This window comes from Sphingomonas sp. PP-CC-3A-396, assembly GCF_004343105.1.
Classification (GTDB): domain Bacteria; phylum Pseudomonadota; class Alphaproteobacteria; order Sphingomonadales; family Sphingomonadaceae; genus Sphingomonas.
The window spans coordinates 191,737-209,134 of the sequence record NZ_SLYF01000005.1; the positions used below are offsets into that span (position 1 = coordinate 191,737).

At 59.5% G+C, this 17,398-nt stretch carries 19 protein-coding genes; 10 read left to right on the forward strand and 9 right to left on the reverse strand.

Annotation, left to right across the window (positions count from 1 at the left end):
• Positions 1 to 17 precede the first annotated feature (17 nt).
• Complete coding sequence (locus C8J40_RS11360; RefSeq protein WP_132897133.1) at positions 18 to 653, forward strand: TetR/AcrR family transcriptional regulator; 636 nt, start codon at positions 18 to 20, stop codon at positions 651 to 653.
• Positions 654 to 669: 16 nt separating this feature from the next.
• Here the strand turns inward: C8J40_RS11360 and C8J40_RS11365 are convergent, their stop codons facing one another.
• Together C8J40_RS11365 and C8J40_RS11370 are read right to left on the reverse strand one after the other, a co-directional pair.
• Positions 670 to 1,488, reverse strand: a complete 819-nt coding sequence (locus C8J40_RS11365) for an SDR family NAD(P)-dependent oxidoreductase (RefSeq protein WP_347812466.1) — start codon at positions 1,486 to 1,488, stop codon at positions 670 to 672.
• On the reverse strand, positions 1,485 to 2,966 hold the full coding sequence (locus tag C8J40_RS11370; RefSeq protein WP_279432593.1) for an NAD(P)/FAD-dependent oxidoreductase: 1,482 nt from the start codon (positions 2,964 to 2,966) through the stop codon (positions 1,485 to 1,487). The genes C8J40_RS11365 and C8J40_RS11370 overlap by 4 nt, the downstream gene beginning before the upstream one ends.
• 73 nt (positions 2,967 to 3,039) lie before the next feature.
• On the opposite strand from C8J40_RS11370, the gene C8J40_RS11375 reads away from it, so the two are divergent.
• Positions 3,040 to 3,651 (forward strand): TetR/AcrR family transcriptional regulator, encoded by a 612-nt coding sequence (locus C8J40_RS11375; protein WP_132742319.1) that lies wholly within the window; start codon positions 3,040 to 3,042, stop codon positions 3,649 to 3,651.
• Positions 3,652 to 3,660: 9 nt separating this feature from the next.
• On the forward strand, positions 3,661 to 4,212 hold the full coding sequence (locus tag C8J40_RS11380) for a GNAT family N-acetyltransferase (protein WP_347342880.1): 552 nt from the start codon (positions 3,661 to 3,663) through the stop codon (positions 4,210 to 4,212).
• Positions 4,213 to 4,724: 512 nt separating this feature from the next.
• Here the strand turns inward: C8J40_RS11380 and C8J40_RS11385 are convergent.
• The gene (locus C8J40_RS11385; protein ID WP_132897135.1) at positions 4,725 to 5,450 is read right to left on the reverse strand and encodes an SDR family oxidoreductase; all 726 of its coding nucleotides are present in this window, start codon (positions 5,448 to 5,450) and stop codon (positions 4,725 to 4,727) included.
• 130 nt (positions 5,451 to 5,580) lie between these two features.
• On the opposite strand from C8J40_RS11385, the gene C8J40_RS11390 reads away from it, so the two are divergent.
• The 3 genes from C8J40_RS11390 to C8J40_RS11400 all read left to right on the forward strand — a co-directional run bounded on the left by C8J40_RS11390 (position 5,581) and on the right by C8J40_RS11400 (position 7,791).
• Positions 5,581 to 6,477, forward strand: a complete 897-nt coding sequence (locus C8J40_RS11390; protein ID WP_132897279.1) for an AraC family transcriptional regulator — start codon at positions 5,581 to 5,583, stop codon at positions 6,475 to 6,477.
• A gap of 268 nt (positions 6,478 to 6,745) precedes the next feature.
• Positions 6,746 to 7,069, forward strand: coding sequence for a hypothetical protein (locus tag C8J40_RS11395; RefSeq protein ID WP_132897136.1), 324 nt, complete (start codon positions 6,746 to 6,748; stop codon positions 7,067 to 7,069).
• Between the two features lie 116 nt (positions 7,070 to 7,185).
• A complete protein-coding gene (locus tag C8J40_RS11400; RefSeq protein WP_132897137.1) occupies positions 7,186 to 7,791 on the forward strand; it encodes a hypothetical protein in 606 nt (201 codons plus the stop codon).
• A gap of 429 nt (positions 7,792 to 8,220) precedes the next feature.
• Here the strand turns inward: C8J40_RS11400 and C8J40_RS11405 are convergent, their stop codons facing one another.
• From C8J40_RS11405 to C8J40_RS11415, 3 genes are all read right to left on the reverse strand, one after another.
• Positions 8,221 to 9,024, reverse strand: a complete 804-nt coding sequence (locus tag C8J40_RS11405; RefSeq protein ID WP_132897138.1) for a hypothetical protein — start codon at positions 9,022 to 9,024, stop codon at positions 8,221 to 8,223.
• Positions 9,021 to 9,518, reverse strand: coding sequence for a DUF2306 domain-containing protein (locus tag C8J40_RS11410; protein ID WP_132897139.1), 498 nt, complete (start codon positions 9,516 to 9,518; stop codon positions 9,021 to 9,023). Before C8J40_RS11410 ends, C8J40_RS11405 begins: the two co-directional genes overlap by 4 nt.
• A gap of 107 nt (positions 9,519 to 9,625) precedes the next feature.
• Positions 9,626 to 10,360, reverse strand: coding sequence for a LytTR family DNA-binding domain-containing protein (locus tag C8J40_RS11415; RefSeq protein WP_165911430.1), 735 nt, complete (start codon positions 10,358 to 10,360; stop codon positions 9,626 to 9,628).
• Positions 10,361 to 10,822: 462 nt separating this feature from the next.
• Between C8J40_RS11415 and C8J40_RS11420 the strand changes: the two genes are divergently transcribed.
• On the forward strand, positions 10,823 to 11,740 hold the full coding sequence (locus C8J40_RS11420; RefSeq protein ID WP_243693346.1) for a DUF5694 domain-containing protein: 918 nt from the start codon (positions 10,823 to 10,825) through the stop codon (positions 11,738 to 11,740).
• Between the two features lie 285 nt (positions 11,741 to 12,025).
• Complete coding sequence (locus C8J40_RS11425) at positions 12,026 to 13,453, forward strand: DUF6880 family protein (protein WP_132897142.1); 1,428 nt, start codon at positions 12,026 to 12,028, stop codon at positions 13,451 to 13,453.
• A 759-nt stretch (positions 13,454 to 14,212) separates the two neighbouring features.
• Here the strand turns inward: C8J40_RS11425 and C8J40_RS11435 are convergent.
• Complete coding sequence (locus tag C8J40_RS11435; protein WP_165911431.1) at positions 14,213 to 14,872, reverse strand: PAS domain S-box protein; 660 nt, start codon at positions 14,870 to 14,872, stop codon at positions 14,213 to 14,215.
• A 306-nt stretch (positions 14,873 to 15,178) separates the two neighbouring features.
• Here C8J40_RS11435 and C8J40_RS11440 point away from each other — a divergent pair, with 306 nt between their 5' ends.
• Positions 15,179 to 15,760 carry an Rrf2 family transcriptional regulator gene (locus C8J40_RS11440; RefSeq protein ID WP_132897145.1) on the forward strand — a complete coding sequence of 194 codons (582 nt, stop codon included), beginning with the start codon at positions 15,179 to 15,181 and terminating at the stop codon, positions 15,758 to 15,760.
• The gene (locus tag C8J40_RS20315; protein ID WP_165886618.1) at positions 15,748 to 15,921 is read left to right on the forward strand and encodes a hypothetical protein; all 174 of its coding nucleotides are present in this window, start codon (positions 15,748 to 15,750) and stop codon (positions 15,919 to 15,921) included. The genes C8J40_RS11440 and C8J40_RS20315 overlap by 13 nt, the downstream gene beginning before the upstream one ends.
• A gap of 279 nt (positions 15,922 to 16,200) precedes the next feature.
• Here C8J40_RS20315 and C8J40_RS11445 read toward each other — a convergent pair whose 3' ends face one another.
• Both C8J40_RS11445 and C8J40_RS11450 read right to left on the reverse strand, forming a co-directional pair.
• Positions 16,201 to 16,833, reverse strand: a complete 633-nt coding sequence (locus C8J40_RS11445; protein WP_165911432.1) for a TadE/TadG family type IV pilus assembly protein — start codon at positions 16,831 to 16,833, stop codon at positions 16,201 to 16,203.
• Positions 16,834 to 16,850: 17 nt separating this feature from the next.
• Positions 16,851 to 17,390, reverse strand: coding sequence for a TadE/TadG family type IV pilus assembly protein (locus C8J40_RS11450; protein ID WP_165911433.1), 540 nt, complete (start codon positions 17,388 to 17,390; stop codon positions 16,851 to 16,853).
• Between the last annotated feature and the right edge of the window lie 8 nt (positions 17,391 to 17,398).

The following is a 17,398-nucleotide window of genomic DNA, read 5'->3' on the forward strand; positions in this document are numbered from 1 at the left end:
GGGGGGCAGGAGTGACGATGAGCGAGACCAAGGTTGTAAGGCGCACGCAGGAACAACGCACCGCGGAAACGCGCGGCGCGCTGTTCGAGGCAGCGGTGGGCGCAATCAGCCGGCTGGGCTATAGTCGCGCAAGTAATGCTGAAATCGCCGACGAGGCGGGCGTCAGCCGAGGCGCGATCACGCATCACTTCACGACCCGGGCCGCATTCATTGCGGAAGTCGTACGATGGGTCTTCCAACAGGAAGTGGTCGCCTACCAGGACTTGCAACGTGAATGGGGTACCGGATCACGCGTATCGGACTGGCCTCAGATCTCGTGGGAGGTGCTTTCGCGGCCCTCCGGCGTCGCGGTTCTGGAGATCTTCGTCGCTTCGCGAAGCGATCCCGAGCTCGCCGCGCTGATAAAGCCGGTCCAGGCCGAGATCGAGGAACTGGCGGTGACCGCTTTTCTGGATCGTCTCGGCGCCAAGGTCCGCGACACAACCGCCATCCGGCTGGTCGTCTGGGCGATGCACGGCATGTCGATAGGTCGTGATTTCATCGACGATCCCAACGCGATGCGAAATTCCGTGATTCTACTTTCGAACATGCTTGAGCGCCTCGCACCCAACGGCACGCTCGAGGAATTGCTGGGCTCCCCTCCCCCATCGTAACGCTCACAGGCAATCATCACGGTCCGCGTCCGAGCAGCCGCCAGTAAGCGACTGGCATGATCCGCTCGATCATCGCGACAATCTTTGCGTCCCGTCCGACCAGCACCCGGGCTCGCCGCTGCTCGATCCCGGTGACAATGATCTCGCCGGCCTGTTCGGGGCTGAGCTTCAGCGCCTTCGAAAAATGCGCTTGCTGCCGCTTACGCTCTTCGATCCCGACGGCAGCACCAGCGCGGGCGTTGGTGGCGATCCCGGTCTTCACACCGCCTGGATGCACCACGGTCACACCAACCGTCGAATGTGCTGCGATCAGTTCGTGGCGCAGAGCTTCCGAGAAGCCGCGTACGGCAAACTTCGCGGCGGCATAAGCGCTCTGTCCTGGTGGTGCGATGATTCCGAACAGGCTGGAAAGGTTGACCAGCTGTGCCTGCTCACGCTGCTGTAGCAGCGGCAGGAACGCGCGTGACATGCGGACGACGCCGTGCAGGTTGATGTCCAAGAGCCAGTCGAACTCCGCCTCGGTGAGCTGTGCGAAGGAACCACTCAGGGCGACACCAGCATTGTTGACGACCACGTCGACCTGCCCGTGCGCGGCCAGAACCATAGCCGGAAAGGCGGCGACAGCATCGCGGTCCGCAACATCGAGCCTGTGACGGCTGACGCGGACGCTGTTGCCGATCAATGCGGCGGTTTCAGCCAGCCCGTCCTCATTGACGTCGGCCAGCGCGACGTGACAGCCACGCACGGCCAACGATCGCGCGATCGCACGACCTATCCCACCCGCAGCACCGGTCACTACAGCGACCTTGCCGACAAGCTCCATCCGGGCGCTCATGCCGCTTTCTCTGTAGCCAAATCACGTCGCCCAAAGCGCAGAACACCGTCGTCGATACGGCCAGTACGAAACGCCAACAGGTCGCGGAGATAGTTCTGCTTCACCTTCCACGGCGCGCTCGCGCCTTGTCGAGGAAGGAGGTCTGCCGCCCGCTGCACATACCCGGAGCTCAGGTCGAGGATCGGTTCGTCGCCCGCAGTCGATGACGGTGCGACGGGCACGACGGTGTCCATCTTGCGCCGATCCATATGATCGAGCAGGCGGCGGACGAACTGCGACGTCAGGTCGCATTTGAGCGTCCAGGACGCATTGGTGTAGCCGATCGCGAAAGCGAGATTGGACACACCGTCTAGCATCGCCCCCTTGTAAAGCAGCCGCTTGCCCGGATCGACAAGGGTGCCATCGACGGTCAATCGTGCGCCGCCCATGAGCTGCACCTTGAGCCCCGTCGCGGTCACGACGATGTCGGCGGGGATGGCCTCGCCGCTCTTCAACTGGAGACCGTCACGCGTGAACTGCGCGATCTCGTCGGTCGCGATCGACGCCCGCCCGTTGCGCAGTACCTTGAACAGATCGCCGTCAGGGACGAGGCACAGCCGCTGGTCCCACGGGTGGTAGCGCGGCGTCAGGTGAGTGGCGATGTCGAAGTCCGGCCCCAGCATCGCGCGCTGCTGTTGCCTAATCTTCTGCTTCAAGACATGTGGTTTGCGCCGCGACACACCGTAGACGAAGATGCCGTAGCCGATATTCTTCCACCGCACCGCCGCCTCCGCCACCTTGCCAGGCAGCCAGCGGCGCAACGTCTCGGCGCGATCGTCGCGTGACGGTCGCGAGACGATATATGTCGGCGATCGCTGCAGCATCGTAACATGCGCGGCGCCCTGATCGACCATTGCCGGAACCAGCGTCACCGCGGTCGCACCAGAACCCACGACCACGACGTCCTTGCCTGCGACCGAAAGGTCGTCAGGCCAGAATTGCGGGTGGACGACCTGTCCCGCGAACGCCTCCATTCCCGGCCAGGTCGGCGCATGCCCCGCGGCATAGTCGTAATAGCCAGAACACAGGAACAGGAAGCGACAGGTCAGCTGGGCCGCGATGCCATCGACGGTATACGACACGATCCACAGCGCGTCCGCCGAGGACCAGTCTGCATTGGTCACCCGGTGACGCAGTCGCACCTTGGCGTCGATGTCGAACTCTGCCGCAGTGTCGCGGATATAGTCGCGGATGTCCTCGCCCGCGGCGATCGCTTTCTCACCTCGCCACGGACGGAATGGGAAGCCCAGCGTCGTCATGTCCGAATCCGAGCGAATGCCCGGATAGCGGAACAGATCCCACGTGCCGCCGATCGCATCGCGCCCCTCGAAAATCGCCCAGCTTCGCGTGGCATTGCCAGTCTTCAACCAGAACGCGGCGTCGATCCCCGACAGACCGGCGCCTACCACCAGCACGTCCAAGTGCTCCATACAGGCCATGTTCACTCCCACCATATTCACGAGCTAGAATGACAATGCTTGTTGTCATTGTCAATATCGCTACTCTGCTGGAATGACGGCAATAACGAAACGGTGGACCGGGCAGACGCTTGACGCTCGACGGGCTGAGCGGCGGACAATGCTAATACAAGCCGCTGTGCGCTTGTATGGCTCGCAGGGATTCCACAGCACGGGCGTCCGCGCGATCTGTCGCGAGGCAGGCCTTACCGAACGCTATTTTTACGAAAGTTTTGCGCATGGGGAGGCGCTGCTACTCGCCGCGTTCGATGAGGTGATCGCCGCAGTGTTGACGCAGATCGTTGCGGCCGACGATCCCACTCTACCGACTGAAGATCGTACCCGACGGATGCTAGGCGCATATTTCGCGACGCTACGCGCTAATCCCACCACGGCACGCGTGTTCCTTGTTGAAATCGTCGGCGTAGATCCGTTGATCGACGAGGCAATTCGCCGTTCGATGCATGACCTCTCCGAACCGCTCTTTGCGGCCCTCGATCCTGATGATCGCGGCCCCGTCAAAGTCAATGCGATGCTCCGACGCGGTGTCGAAGGAGGGCTGTTACACATTGCCCTCGCCTGGGGCGCCGAGAACTATAAGCGCCCATTGGAGGAGGTTGTCGCCGCGGCGTGGATACTATGCGTGACGGCACGGCCGAACGACTAACGTGCGCAGTTGAAAAACTACGATTTGACGATGAATTCAGCCACAACCGGACAAGCGCTGGTCATCACTCTTGGGGGCAATAGTGAAATGCAAATACGGGTAGCCGATCCAAAAGCAACATACGTCACGGATCTACTGGACCATCACCTGCGAGAGTTGCAGGGCGTAATGGCCGATCACGCCTTTGCACTTGATGCGTCCGGCCTTTCGGCAGCTAGCGTCACCTTCTGGACGGCATGGAACGACAAAACCCTGGTCGGGTTCGGCGCGCTAAAGGAACTGGACTGCGCACATGGCGAGCTGAAATCCATGCGGGTGGCCCCGGCCGCACGTGGCACAGGGGTAGGACGAGCGATGCTTGAGCATATTATCGCGGAAGCTCGCGGACGGGGCTACACACGGTTGAGCCTTGAAACTGGAACCGCCGCACTACACGCGCCGGCCATATCACTTTACCGTAGTGCCGGGTTCGCACCGTGCGGTGCGTTCGCTGATTATTCGGTCAGCCCCCACAATCAGTTCTTTCAGCTGGCTCTTCGTAGCGTAGCTCCTGATCTTTGAGCCAATGCGCCCTACCCTTCGGCTTCCGGAAGGACGACCCAGTTCCGGCCACGTCGCCCACCAAAGCGCTATTAAGAAGCGGACATCGACTCAACAGCCGACGCGAAGCAGTGTTACGCTCCATAATATGGTTCGATCTCATCCAACCGGAGCGTGAGCACTCTGCTGGGCAAATGAATATTTAGCCTCTGCCGTTCACCTTCGTTGAAACGAAGGGCCTTATTCAACAAGTCTCGGATGGCTCCGCGACCGACGACTCTGTCGCCGCCAAGCCAACCACTGCCGAGCGCAATCTCAGGTGCCAGGATGAGAAGGCCATAGTCGTCAGGTGCGAGATGCTCGGTTGTGACCATGGTGTCCCTTGGCGTGATCGCGGCTTGCTTCTTATACTGAGGATCAGTGCTTGGCGACTGGGCGGCGCTGATCCGGCTGCGGTCATTCACGGGCCTGAACCGGATCAACAGAGGGCACGCCTGTTTACAATCGAACAGGCGTGCCGCGTCAGTTTTTCATCACCAAGCTACCGTACCATCAGCGTCGAAGAAGCCACCGGTGGGTCCATCGTCAGGTAGAGTAGCTAGTCGAATACCGATCGCAGCTCCCTGCTCCGGAGTGCGCGAGCCTGTGTGCTGGTTCAGGTCGGTCGCGGTATAGCCCGGGCAGCCGGCATTAACCTTGAAGCCAAGCGGCGCGAGATCCTTGGCGAAAGCCACTGTCACCGCATTCAACGCCGACTTCGAGCTGTTGTAGCCGAGCAGATTGACCTCAGCCATCGGCGCGTCGAAGTCCGATGCCCAGGCAAGCGAGCCCAGGCTGCTGCTGATCATGACGATCCTCGGCTCGGACGCCTTCTTTAGCAAGGGTAGGAAAGCCTGCGTTGTTCGGATCACGCCAAAGACATTGACGTCGTAGATTGCATGAACATCCGTGATCCTCTCTTCGCTAGGCGGTCCCCAGCCAATTGAGATGCCAGCGTTGTTCACTAGAACGTCGAGCTGGTCGACTTCGCGTCCCAGAGTTTCTGCGGCCGCGGCGACGCTCCGATCGTCTGTTACGTCTAGCGGCAGGAAGCGGGCATCCAAGTCGTCGCGGCGTAGTGCCTCAGCAGCCGCCTCGCCGCGGCTCTCGTTCCGGCTACCGATCCAGACCGTGTAGCCAATCCTGCCGAGTCCGCGCGCTATCTCCAGGCCGATGCCCTTGTTTGCTCCTGTCACGAGTGCTGTTTTCTTGTGGGTCATGCCTATTCCTTTATCTGGTGCTCCCAAGATGGACGCCGCGGCTATCTGCGCATGCGTGATCGCCGCGAGTACTTGCCCGATCCGATCAAGGACGCTTGTCTGAAGCGACGTGACCGCTCATCTTCGTCGCATGCACGACACGCTTACAGAACTGCGCGGTATCGTCAGCCGCCATACACCTGGCCGATATCAGTCAACCGTGTTGCCACGAGTCGCGCTGTACAAGGACCGCGCCGCGCCACAGCCGGTATCAGGCGTTTACCAGCCGATGATGGCGTTGATCCTAAGCGGCGCAAAGGAGATCGCGATCGGCGACCGCCGGCTTCGGTATGATCCGGCCAGCTATTTTATCGCTACAGTCGAGCTACCCGCGTCCGGCTGCGTCAAACTCGATCAGCCAAACGAGCAGTATCTTGCAGTCAGCCTCGACCTCGACAGTGACCAGCTTGCATCCGTTCTTAGCGAGGCGGACGTGTCCTTGCCTACAGCCGAACCCGCGTTTGCAGTGAACCCGGTCACGTCGGAGCTGCTTGACGCGTGGCTACGTCTCTTACGGCTTCTCGATGCGCCAAAGGATATTGCCGTGTTGGCCCCGCTTTGCGAGCGAGAGATCCTCTATCGTCTACTTCAGGGTCCGCAGGGGGCAATCGTCCGGCAGATCGCGCGCGCTGACAGCCGGCTTTCGCAGGTACGCCGGGCGATTGCACTGATCCGCGATCAGTTCGATAGGCCGTTGCGCGTTGAGGCGCTGGCTGACGTGGCCGGCATGAGCCCGGCTTCGTTACACCGGCATTTTCGCACAGCAACGGCGATGAGCCCGCTGCAGTACCAGAAGAGCCTGCGGCTTCAGGAGGCTCGTCGGCTGATCCTGGCCGGCCGCGACGTCGCCGCAGCTGGCTTTGCGGTGGGCTACGAAAGCGCATCGCAATTTAGTCGGGAGTACGCCCGCCTGTTCGGCTCCCCGCCGTCCCGTGATGCAAAAAGCACTAAGCTAACGGGCGAAAGCAACCGAGCCCTAGCTGCCTAAACGATGACGACTTGACCCAGAACCGGACGTTCACGCCCCTTCCCTCGCTTCCCAACTTCAGACGTTGGTTCATCTTTGCGAATGACCGATTTTGAAGCCCGTCTATCCGCTCGCGAATGTCATGATGGGAAGGAAAGCGGACTGGCGGCTTTCGCGAGGGCGGGTGGCGATAGCCGACATTGGGCAGCTACCGCCTTTCCCCAAAAGGATCGAGTTTCAGGAATGTCCGGGCTTGGTGGTTAGAGGACGTCGGGGATAGAACGCCAATATGAACCGCTATTCCAAAATTAAACTCTCGCTTCTGCGCGACATCGGATGGAGGCTATGGGACCCGATAGGCTTGGGATTGCCGGGAGACGGTTGGCCGAAAGATTGCGTGGACGAATACGACAGTTACCTCCTCCATGTTGTCGGGATGCTAAATCAGGGGAGGTCCAATCAAGAAGCAGTAGCATATCTAGATTGGGCGGGAGCCGAGCATATGGGCATGGGGCCGTCCACGGTCACTGCACATCAAGCATGTATTGCGACGGTCGAAGCCATCGTTGCCTATCTCCAGACATTGCCAGAAGACCCTCTCAGCGTCCGCTAATGCGTGCTTTCCACCCTTCCTGATTAGGATGGTGTTTCAAGAATCTCAGGCTTCGCTGGCATAGGTGCTAGTAGCGAACCATCGGTGCATTGCGCATGACAAGAGAAAGGACGGCAATGCGCTACGCCTATAGAGAGGAAAATGTCGATTACGTCGCCGATCTGACATTTGACGCTCTCAGCTATGAGGAGAGTAACGACAAGAAGCTGTCGCGTCCTCCCAGCAGGGTGCGCCTCGGCTTGCGACAGAAACGCGCTGATTTTGCCAAGATCATCGAACTCGGTGACGTGTCCGTACCCGGTGCGCCGTGGTTCAATGCACGGATTATGGTACTGATGGATGAAACCCTGTTCGTAGGCGTCGATGACGGTCTGCTACTGATAGATGCCGCAACGGCCAACATTTTGAAGCGCATCCGAACTGGCAATACGGAAGTATCGGAGATCTTACCTGATTTTGATCGCCGCCGGGTCTATGTCGTCAATGAGTCGTACGGATTTGTTGCGGAGGACAACGCTTCAAATGTCGCAGCGTACGAACATAACGGCAGGCTCGCCTGGCGCGCACCGATGGCGGTTGAAGAGTGGTCGGACGCGAAAGGCTACTCCCAGATCATAGCGTTAGATCAGGCGGTGCTCGAAGTGACGACATGGACCGGGCGTTGCCACGTGAATGCCGAGGACGGTCGCGTGGTCAACTGCTGGTTCACGAAGGGAATGTAGGAGCTTCTCAGCGTTCCCAAAAACGAGCCGGACATGGGAACGGCGGGCAACAGTTGCGAGTGAACTGCCCCCGCCGCAAGCCGCTTTCCCAAAAACCGTTCTCAAAACGTTTTCTCGAAATGGCGTCATCTTGGCGGGGTTATGGGAATGACAGGTACGTTCTTTAGCCGGGCGAACTCGAACGGCGCTGACTGCTGGTTGGACGAGCGAGCAGGATACGGCGGAAGCTGAACGAACGACCGCTCTGGGGCAAGCGCTGCGCCCAGCTAACCGGCGACAGGTGGGCGCCAGCCGCCAGGCCGCTATCGGGCTGGCAAGACACATACCCCGCCATTCAAGCACCCTTGCCCGCTTCTCAACTTCAGACACTCGTTCATGTCCAAGGCGGAGGTAATCCTGAATACTCAGTGGTGCCTCCGCGTCGTCGCATTACAAGGCGATACCCGGTCCGAGGATCGCAACAAACGCTACCGTCCCGACGATAGCAGCCACGCGCAGCAACCAACTTGGCGAAAGCGTAATCGCCGATGCGGCAGCCGTTGGCTTAACGAACCGCCCCATGCTCAACAGGCCGGCATTACCGCCGAGTGCGACCCCAATCGACGCGCCGATCGTAGACCGCCAATCACTACCCGCTGCCAGCGCCGCAGCCAGCGAGATCACCCCTGTCGTCATCCACACAATGACCGCACACCGCCGTGCCTGCGCCGCCACACCTTCACTGTCGAGCACGCGCGACAGCATTCCCGCAGCGAGGCGGACGACGGCATAGTAACCTGCGATGCCGACGACCGCGAGCGCAACACGCGCGAGAACAGGATCGGTCACCCCCGCCATCACTCCGTGCCCGTTCCAATCACCGATGCCGAAGACTGCGGAGAAGACGAGATAGCCGAAGCTGGTCAATCCGTTGAGTGCGAACACGATCCAACCGGCGAGCCGCCCCCTCAGCGAGCCGCTTCCTCGCCAGACGAGCCAGCCAAGAGCGGCGAGGATGACGTTGACCGCGGTTCCAGCGCCTGCGACGATCCGCCCGCCCCACAGCGACATTGCTTGTGAATTGCATCCGAAGTGAAAGGTGCTCCAGTTCGTTGGATCGCCCCCCATTGCAGAGCACGTGAGGCCGTGCCCCATCCCCTCGTGTAGCGTGGCTGCCGCGACCCACGCCAGCGCCGCCAATGCGACGACGTCCGCGAGTGGCGCGCGCGGATCGGTAGACGACCGCGGCGTCATGCCCGCACCGTCGTAGCGGTCAGGCGTGTCCGCACTAGCCAGCCACCGGCGCCGAACAACGCGAGGTTCAACGCGATCATCAGGGGCCAGTGACTTCGCGGGTCGCTAATCCGGCTTATACCTAGCATTGGGTTGACCAGCAGTTCGGTGACGAACGCCATCCACAGGCCGACATAGTTCATTGCCATCCGTCGCTGGTGAGTGACAAGATCATCAGGCTCGCGCGTCCGGCGCCAACGACGTAGCGCAAGCAGCCCCATCGCCAACGTCGCGAGATTGACGAGCGCGATAACGTGTAAGACGTTGGGCCGCCCCGTGAGGTCGTACATCGACAATGCAGTACCGTTGATCGCGAGGATCGCGGCGGCATAGACTCTGCCAACGTGCTTGTGCCGCGCTGTCCCCTTAGGCACCATCAACACGACTGCGCCGCTGACTAACGCCACGCTTCCCATCGCGACATGCGCCGCGCCGATTGCCGATATCCCACCCATCGTCCGTTCCCTATCCCCGATACAGGACCGGTGATGGTTGGCGGATCGCGGTTCGGTAAGGTGTGATTGCGCCGGATAGGCACAGATTTCGCGAAACGGGTTTGGCGTTACGCGAGTTCGCCGCGCTCCAGCCAACCACGCGCTCGACACAGCGCGACGCTTGTCTCGCTGACGGGCACGCGCGACCCGTCGGCGAGGTGAAGCGACCAGCGCCGCCCGGTTCGCTCACTGCCCGTAATGGCGGAGTCTGCGACCCAAGCTCCCCGGTGGACCTGCGCACCCTGCACGTCGGCGAGGTCGCCGACTGCATCGCGGAAGCGATAGTGCACCAGCAACGTCCCCCCACCGCGCACTGCGAGGCGGCAGTAATGATCTTCGGCGCGAACCGACAGCAGGTCTGCCGGGTCTATGCCTGCGCGGGCTAGAATGCCGAAACTCGTGGTCGGCGTCGCTGGCGAGCAAGCACTGTCTTCTACGTCGCTGTCTTGCCTGGCCAGGGTATGCCGTGCCCGCGTGGCGCGGAGCAGGACCATGACGAAGCCCGTCACCAGCAGACCATAGACGAACGGTTTCCAGTCGACCGAGGCGTCGGCCCGCCCCATCAGGCGGTAGAGCAGCGGTACCTCGATCGCGAGCAGCAAGTTAAGGAGAAGGGCCCCCAGCGCCATCCGGCCGGGGTCGTCACGCTTGCCCGGCAGGGATCGTCGCCAGGCAAACCAGCCGAGCATGTTTACGCCGACAAGTGCGCCCCAGAAAGCGAGCGCGAGCACAGATCCGAACGCCGTAGAGACGCCAAAGGCGTCGACGATCGTAAGGATGATTGTGATGCCTAACCAGATCACCGGTGGCATTGCGCCCGGCGCCGCAACGGTCGCAAATCGTATCCTGCCGGAGCCTGTCACTATAATTCTACATCCCGGATGGCCTATGAACACCGTTTAGGTGGCCCATTCAGTTACGTCGATGGCCTCGCCACGCCCCCGGTTGGGCAGCAGGTCCAGTGTCCGGTAGGCGGGTTCCGGTAACAGGCTCCCTCCAATCCGGTCAGGTTGCTCTCTCCCGCATTGGGAGCCGCCAGCAACGCTTCCCTGACCGCCCTTGCTGTATTAGGTGAGTGTCACAGCTATACCGAAGGGTCAAAAATGCGTTGGTTGTCAAGGTTCCTAGTAACGATCGTGGCGGTATCAGGCGTGTCGGTCGCGGTGGCGCAGACGTACCGCCCCTTCGACACAAGCCGGTTGAAGGGACCGCGGTCTGGACCGCAGAACCAGCTGCTCGTGCTTGGGAGCACGCACCTTTCTGGCATGCCTGCAACGTTCCGACCTAAACAACTCGGTCCGGTCCTCGACAAACTGGCGGCGTGGCGTCCTCAGGCGATCGCCATCGAGGCGGTGTCTGGGTCTCAGTGCGATTTTATGCGGCACTACCCTGATCGCTACAAAGACAGCGTCGAAAGCTACTGCTGGGACCCGGTCCCCGCCGCTAAAGCTACTGGGCTGGACGTGCCAGCGGCAACGGCCGCCTGGAACCGGCTGCTCGCGACCTGGCCCGCAGCACCTTTGCCTGCCGATCGACGTCGCCTCGCCGCCGTGTTCCTTGCCGGCGGCGAGAGCGCCTGCGCGCTCGTTCAGTGGCTTCGCCTCCCTGAGAACGAGCGTCACGCCGGTGAGGGCCTTGATACTGTATTAGTCGCGAGGCTCGAACGCCTCCGCACTCGGAATGACGAGAGCCTGCTAATCGCAGCCGCCTTGGCTGCCCGGCTCGGGCTTGAGCGCGTGTACGCGATGGACGATCACACTGCCGACGCGCCGGTTGCCGACGAGAAAGGCTACGAAGCTGTCATCGCTAAAGCGTGGGACAACGCCGCCATGGCCAAGCGCAAGGCAAGAGATGCGGCGCTGACCGCCCGGCTCGGGCAGCCCGACGCGATGCTTGCTATGTACCGTGACTTCAATCGGGCTGACCAAGCGAAGCTCATATTCACTAGCGACTTCGGCGCTGCCTTAGCAGAGCCGTCGGCAGACCGTTTTGGCCGTGGCTATGTCGGCTATTGGGAAACACGCAACCTACGCATGGCCTCGAACATACGTGACATGTTTGCGATGCAACCAGGTGTCCGCGGCCTTGTCGTCGTTGGCGCCTCGCATAAACCATACCTTGAACGATACCTTGACCAAATGCACGACATGACGGTCATCGACGCCGAGGATGTGCTTCGCTGAACCGCGCGCCTTGATTGCTGGTAGGTGGCCGCAATACGAAAGGTCGCGAGGTCATGATCAACCTCAGGACCCATAAAGCGACATTCAGAGCGAGCTTACCCTCTCCCAACTCCGGTCCTTCGTTCACCTCGGCAAAGCAGATGGTGTGGGGGTTTTAGCTGAGTCGCCTGAACCGCACGGGGCGGTCGATCTCCGTTGTCCAATCTAGCGGCATCACACGGCTTTCGCCGGTCTCCAACTTGTCGAGCCGCTTGACGAATCAAGCTCTGATCGCGACGGAAGGACATGCCGTCCGAGACGACGTTGAATGCTAAGAACCTCGCCGCCCTTGGAGCCGAGCGCTTGGCGGAGCTGTTGCTCGATGTAACCGCCGGTGACGCGGTGGCCAAGCGCAGGTTGCGGCTCGAGCTGGCGAGCTGCGGAGGCGGTAACGTCACGAGCGAGATCCGCAAACGGCTGATCTCCATCGCTAAGTCGCGCTCGTTCGTCGACTGGCGCAAGGTTAAGGAACTCGCTCGCGACCTCGCGGCGCAGCGCGAGGCCATCGCAGTCCACGTCGCGGCGACGAACCCCGATCAGGCGTTCGACCTTCTTTGGCGCATGCTGGAGATGGCTCCCTCGCTCTACGAGCGGTGCGACGATAGCAACGGCACGATCGGCAGTATCATCGCAGATGCGCGGGAAGATCTCGGCGCTATCGCCGTTGAAGCCCGACAGCCAGTGGGCGCCTTGGCAGATCGGGTGTTCGCGGCTGTCTGCGCGAACGACTATGGCCAGTTTGACGAGCTGATCAGCCTGACAGCGCAGGCGCTTGGGGCTGATGGGCTGAGCCGGCTCAAGGCGCAGTTCGAGGAGCTGGAGGCGAACGCACCCACGGGCGCAGGCGGCGAACGCAGGGTAATCGGTTTGAGTACACGCGGGCTGATCTACCAAGACGATTACGAGCGCGGTTATCGTGGACGTCTCGTCCGCTCGGCGATGACCGAGATCGCCGATGCGCTCGGCGACGTCGATGGGTTCGTGAGCCGCTATTCGGAAGCAGAGCGGGCCAACCCCGCAATTGCGGCAGCGATTGCGGAGCGGCTGCTGGCCGCCGATCGCAGCCAGGAGGCACTAGTGACGCTTGACGAAGCGGACAGTGCCTTCCGACAGGGCGGCTACTGGCCCAACTGGCAGCGTGCGCGGATCGAGGTGCTCGACGCACTAGGGCGCTCCAGTGACGCCCAGGAAGAACGCTGGCAGGCGTTCGAGCGTGGTCTCGATGCGGGATACCTCCGGGCGCACCTCAAACGGCTGCCGGACTTCGACGACATAGAAGCAGAGGAGCGGGCGCTCGGCGTCGTCTCACGCCATCCATCCGTTCACCAAGCACTCGCCTTCCTGATCGACTGGCCCGCTCTCGACCGTGCCGCCAGCCTCATCGTGACGCGGATCGACGAACTTGATGGCAACGATTATGGTCTGCTAACCCCGGCAGCCGACGCGCTTGAGCAGCGACATCCGCTCGCTGCTACGCTTGTGCTCAGGGCGATGATCGATCTGTCGCTAGATGCCGCCAAGTACAAGCGCTACGGCCACGCCGCCCGCCATCTCCGGGCTTGCGAGCATCTTGCCCGGCGCATCGACAATTTTGCGGGGCATTCAACCCACGCTAATTATGTAGAAGACCTCAAACGGCGTCACCCACGAAAAAGCGGTTTCTGGGATGTATGACCGAACCGTGCAACGCGGCATGACGCCGCGCCAGCACGAACAAAAACTGACCAGGCCACGTTGACCCACAAGGAGACGTCCCCGCCCCCTTCCCAGCTTCGGCCGCTCGTTCATCCCGGCGTTACGACCGCTTTGGGAGCCTGACCCTGCGAAATCGAATGTCGTGACAGGGCAATAGTTTAAGGAGCAGGCTGTCCAGGTCGAAGTTTTGTGTGCGATGAGCTTCCGACGGCTTTTGCGAGAGGCTCACGCACGGGATGAGCGGCGACGCTACGTCGAACCGTAGGTGCCAATCCGGATTCCTCGTTCCACAGAACCAGGATTGTAGCGATCGGTGCGGCGGTGAGGATCAGCAGGAAAAGGCCCATCAGCCATTCGTTGGGCTGTAGCGGCTGCGAGAAGCCACCGCTGGGCTGCATCGACGGGCTAGGTCGCAACGGGCGCCTGCCGGCTTTCCTAGGGTGAAACGGGCGGTCCGCGGTCGCTCGGTGGGCAGACGGCCTGATCTGCGACCGATCATAGGCGGCGCGTGCTTCCTTCTTCCCCAAAACGGAATACGCCTCGTTGATCTCTTTCGCACGAGCAGAGACATCCGCACCATGATTGGCATCGGGGTGATATTGACGGAGAAGCGCTTTCCACGCGGCGTGAATAGTTTCGCGACTTGCCGTCGAGCGCACACCTAAAACAGAATAATAGTCGGGTGAGAGAGCCATCTAACTGTTACTTGCGGCGAAAACGCGAAAAAGGAAGGTCCGCCTAGGCAACTGCCAGCGGCTCAGGCGCTAACGTCGCGAAAAACAGGCGTTCAAGCCTTATAATTCCATCCTGGCTAAGCTGAATGTATCCCAAATTACTGACCGGGATTTCTACGAGGCCACGATGAACCAGAGCTTTTAACCATCGATCCATAGATTGTTCTGGAATATTAATTAATTTTGCGACTTGTGAAGCTGTCACCACACGACCTTCCGCCTCTGCCAGATACATGTGAAGTAGAATCAGGCCCACATGATCGCTAAAAAGATCTTTTCCTAACTCGATGAGCCGCGCGTCATAAACATGCTTGACCCGAAGGGCTGCTTTCCAAAGCCGTGACGGTGACGGTTCCTGCCTCCCGTCAATCCAAGACAATGTCGTTATCAAACGTCCTTCGTCGCCGAACTTGGATACCAACAGATCCGCTTTTATAAGGCTGCCATCGGGACGTACATATGCTTTGCGCAGATGGGTGGGAGCGGCCTTATCTATCAGCCCCGTAAGCATTTTACTGCTTCTGGAGAGATCAGCAGGAGCGGTAATAGCTTTGTATGATATACCAATTAACCGATCAGGCCTGCGCTGAACCAGTCGACAGAACCCGTCATCAAAATCTAGAATGATCCCTGCCATGCTGGATACACAATGAGCGACGGGCATTCAGCGCCTTTCGAATAATTTAAGTTAATTTTCTCAAGGTTTGCGAGATCGGCTTACTTCGTATGCTTGGCACGTGACTGCTGCTGGTTGTTACCCCCCCCATCTAGCACAACTAAAAGACGATCGAAAACGCACAAAGATGCTGGGGTTCGATGCTGTTGGCAATCGACCGCGGTGAGACCCTTTGCCGCTTGCGTCAAAGCGTGGGCGGAGGTGAACGCTCAGGTGCTCGGTAGCGTGAGAAACTCAGCGTTTGCCGTGAGCAAGCGACTGGTTTAACTACCACTCGCTGGGTCGGAGTTTCACGTGAGCCATATCAGTACGGCAGTCGAGTATGCACTCCATACCCTGCTCTACATCATTGACTTGCCTGACGACGCAGCGGCGCCAAGTTCCAAGGATCTGGCTACGCTGCGCGCACTGCCAGTGAAGTTCATGGCAGGCGTGACGACCAAGCTTAACAAGGCGGGGATAGTCGTCGCGACCGAGGGTATGCGGGGCGGCATTCGCCTCGCCCGATCGGCTGAAGAAATATCGTTTTATGACGTCGTGGTCGCAGTCGACGGCCAAAAAACGCTCTTCGACTGCCGCAATGTTAGGCATGCATGCCCCTTGTACGGTCAAACGCCCCCTGCCTGGGCGACGTCCGGCGTATGCGGGATCCACGCCGTGATGCTGGAAGCCGACGCGCGGATGAAGGATGTTCTGAAAGCGAGAACACTTCGCGACATGGCTGATCATGCCGCCACGCGGGTTCCCGCGGAGTTTCGGGAAGAAACCCGAATATGGCTGGAAAACAGATCTCAAACGAGGCGGCGAACATCGAGTTCGCCAGAGGGCATCGCGAAATCTGCTGAGATGACGGAGGTAAAAATATGCCAGAAGTGAAAGCCCGTTTGCAGCAGCTGGCCTTGATCGAGCAAGCCGCCCAGAACGCCGTTTATATTGCTGATCAATGCAATGAGCTTTTGATTGGTATTCGAGCGGATGAATGCCTTCAGACTGTTCGTGATCGCATCGCTGAAATTTCCGAGCAAGGCCGACTGTAGAGGCGTTCTGATGCTATCTTGGCTTGAAGACCCACAAGACGACATTCAGCAGTCGTTATGCGTTCCCCAACTTCAGACATTCGTTCATCCCCGCGCGACCTGATATTGGCGAACGATCGTCCGTCAGGGATGTCGTGAATGGGAAGGATAGCAGACTGACAGCTTCCGGCTAAGAGCCCGGCTTATAAGTGCTCTAACTCAGGAACAAGTTGGCTCCTTTGCATTATTTGAAGGTAGGTTAGCTTTGGCGTTTTGGTGCATCGAATGGCTTGAAGGTTGCTACGAGCAAACTGAGACAGGTGCCTTCTCATCGTTTTGAATACCAATGCCGGAGGTGTCACGATCATCTCTGACAGCGAACGACGCAATTTCTGAGATAGTCGCGGAGGGAGACCATAACGTCGATATTAGAGGTTGATAGATTACAGCCAACTCGACGAATATAACCGGTCCCGTGCTCGTCGCTGTCACTTTACCGTTCGGAGGACCCATTCCCTTGACAGCTGTACCAGATGAGCCATCCCCTTGATTACCGTAATGAGATGCAAAGACCATTTTTCCATAGCATCGCTGCCACTGTATCCACTGCCCGCCGCCCTTATTGACGGTAAGTCCGGACAGTATGACTTTGCCCTTGTTTTTAATATCCATATTTCCGCCTTGGAGGGAGGCGCCCACGAAGAGGTCGTTTATCTGCGCCTCGGTTATCGGCCTGTTCCGCAAGACCTCCTGAACCCCAATGCGGGAGGCATTATCGGCAACCTGTAAAGCAAGCTGACTAACTCGTTGTCGAGTAAGCGCGTAATTTGCTAATTCAGCTCCGTAAAAAATTAACGTAAGGAGGACAGGCAAGATGATCGCAAACTCTGCAAGAGCCAGCCCCTGCTGGTTCCGTAAGAAAGATTTACGCATAGCGCATTGAAACCACATCACGAACACGTTCTCATCGGTGCAGCTGCTTGATCGTTCGACGGTTGGTTCCGTAGCAGGGTGCTAGAGGTAACTCTCATGATTCCCAAGCTTTGCCCGTACGGTAAAAAGCTTGGATACGACACGTTTGCGGTTAGAAGTACTACATCCTTCGATCCACCTATACTATTTGATCCGCCTTTAACATCCCACGTACCGTTATTATTAGCGTCAACATAAGCCTCTCCGGCGTTACATTTCCCGTCATGATTGCTGTCAGTATATTCCTCGACGCGATTTTCAGCGTTTCTGTAATCGTGAAACGAACTGATCTCAAAATCAATTTTTGCATTGTTGATCACCTCGCGCACTTGCTTGCGAACTCGATCTTGGATCGCCCCCCTGCGAGCATCGCCCGCAGCATCCTCCAAGCTCATATCGCGGCCCGCCTTCTGCATCTCCCCGTCTAGGACAGATTTTACGTATAGGGTATGACCGATGCCCAAACCTCCAACGATCATCAAGAGAAGCACCGGCGCAACTATGGCAAACTCGATCATAGCGGCGC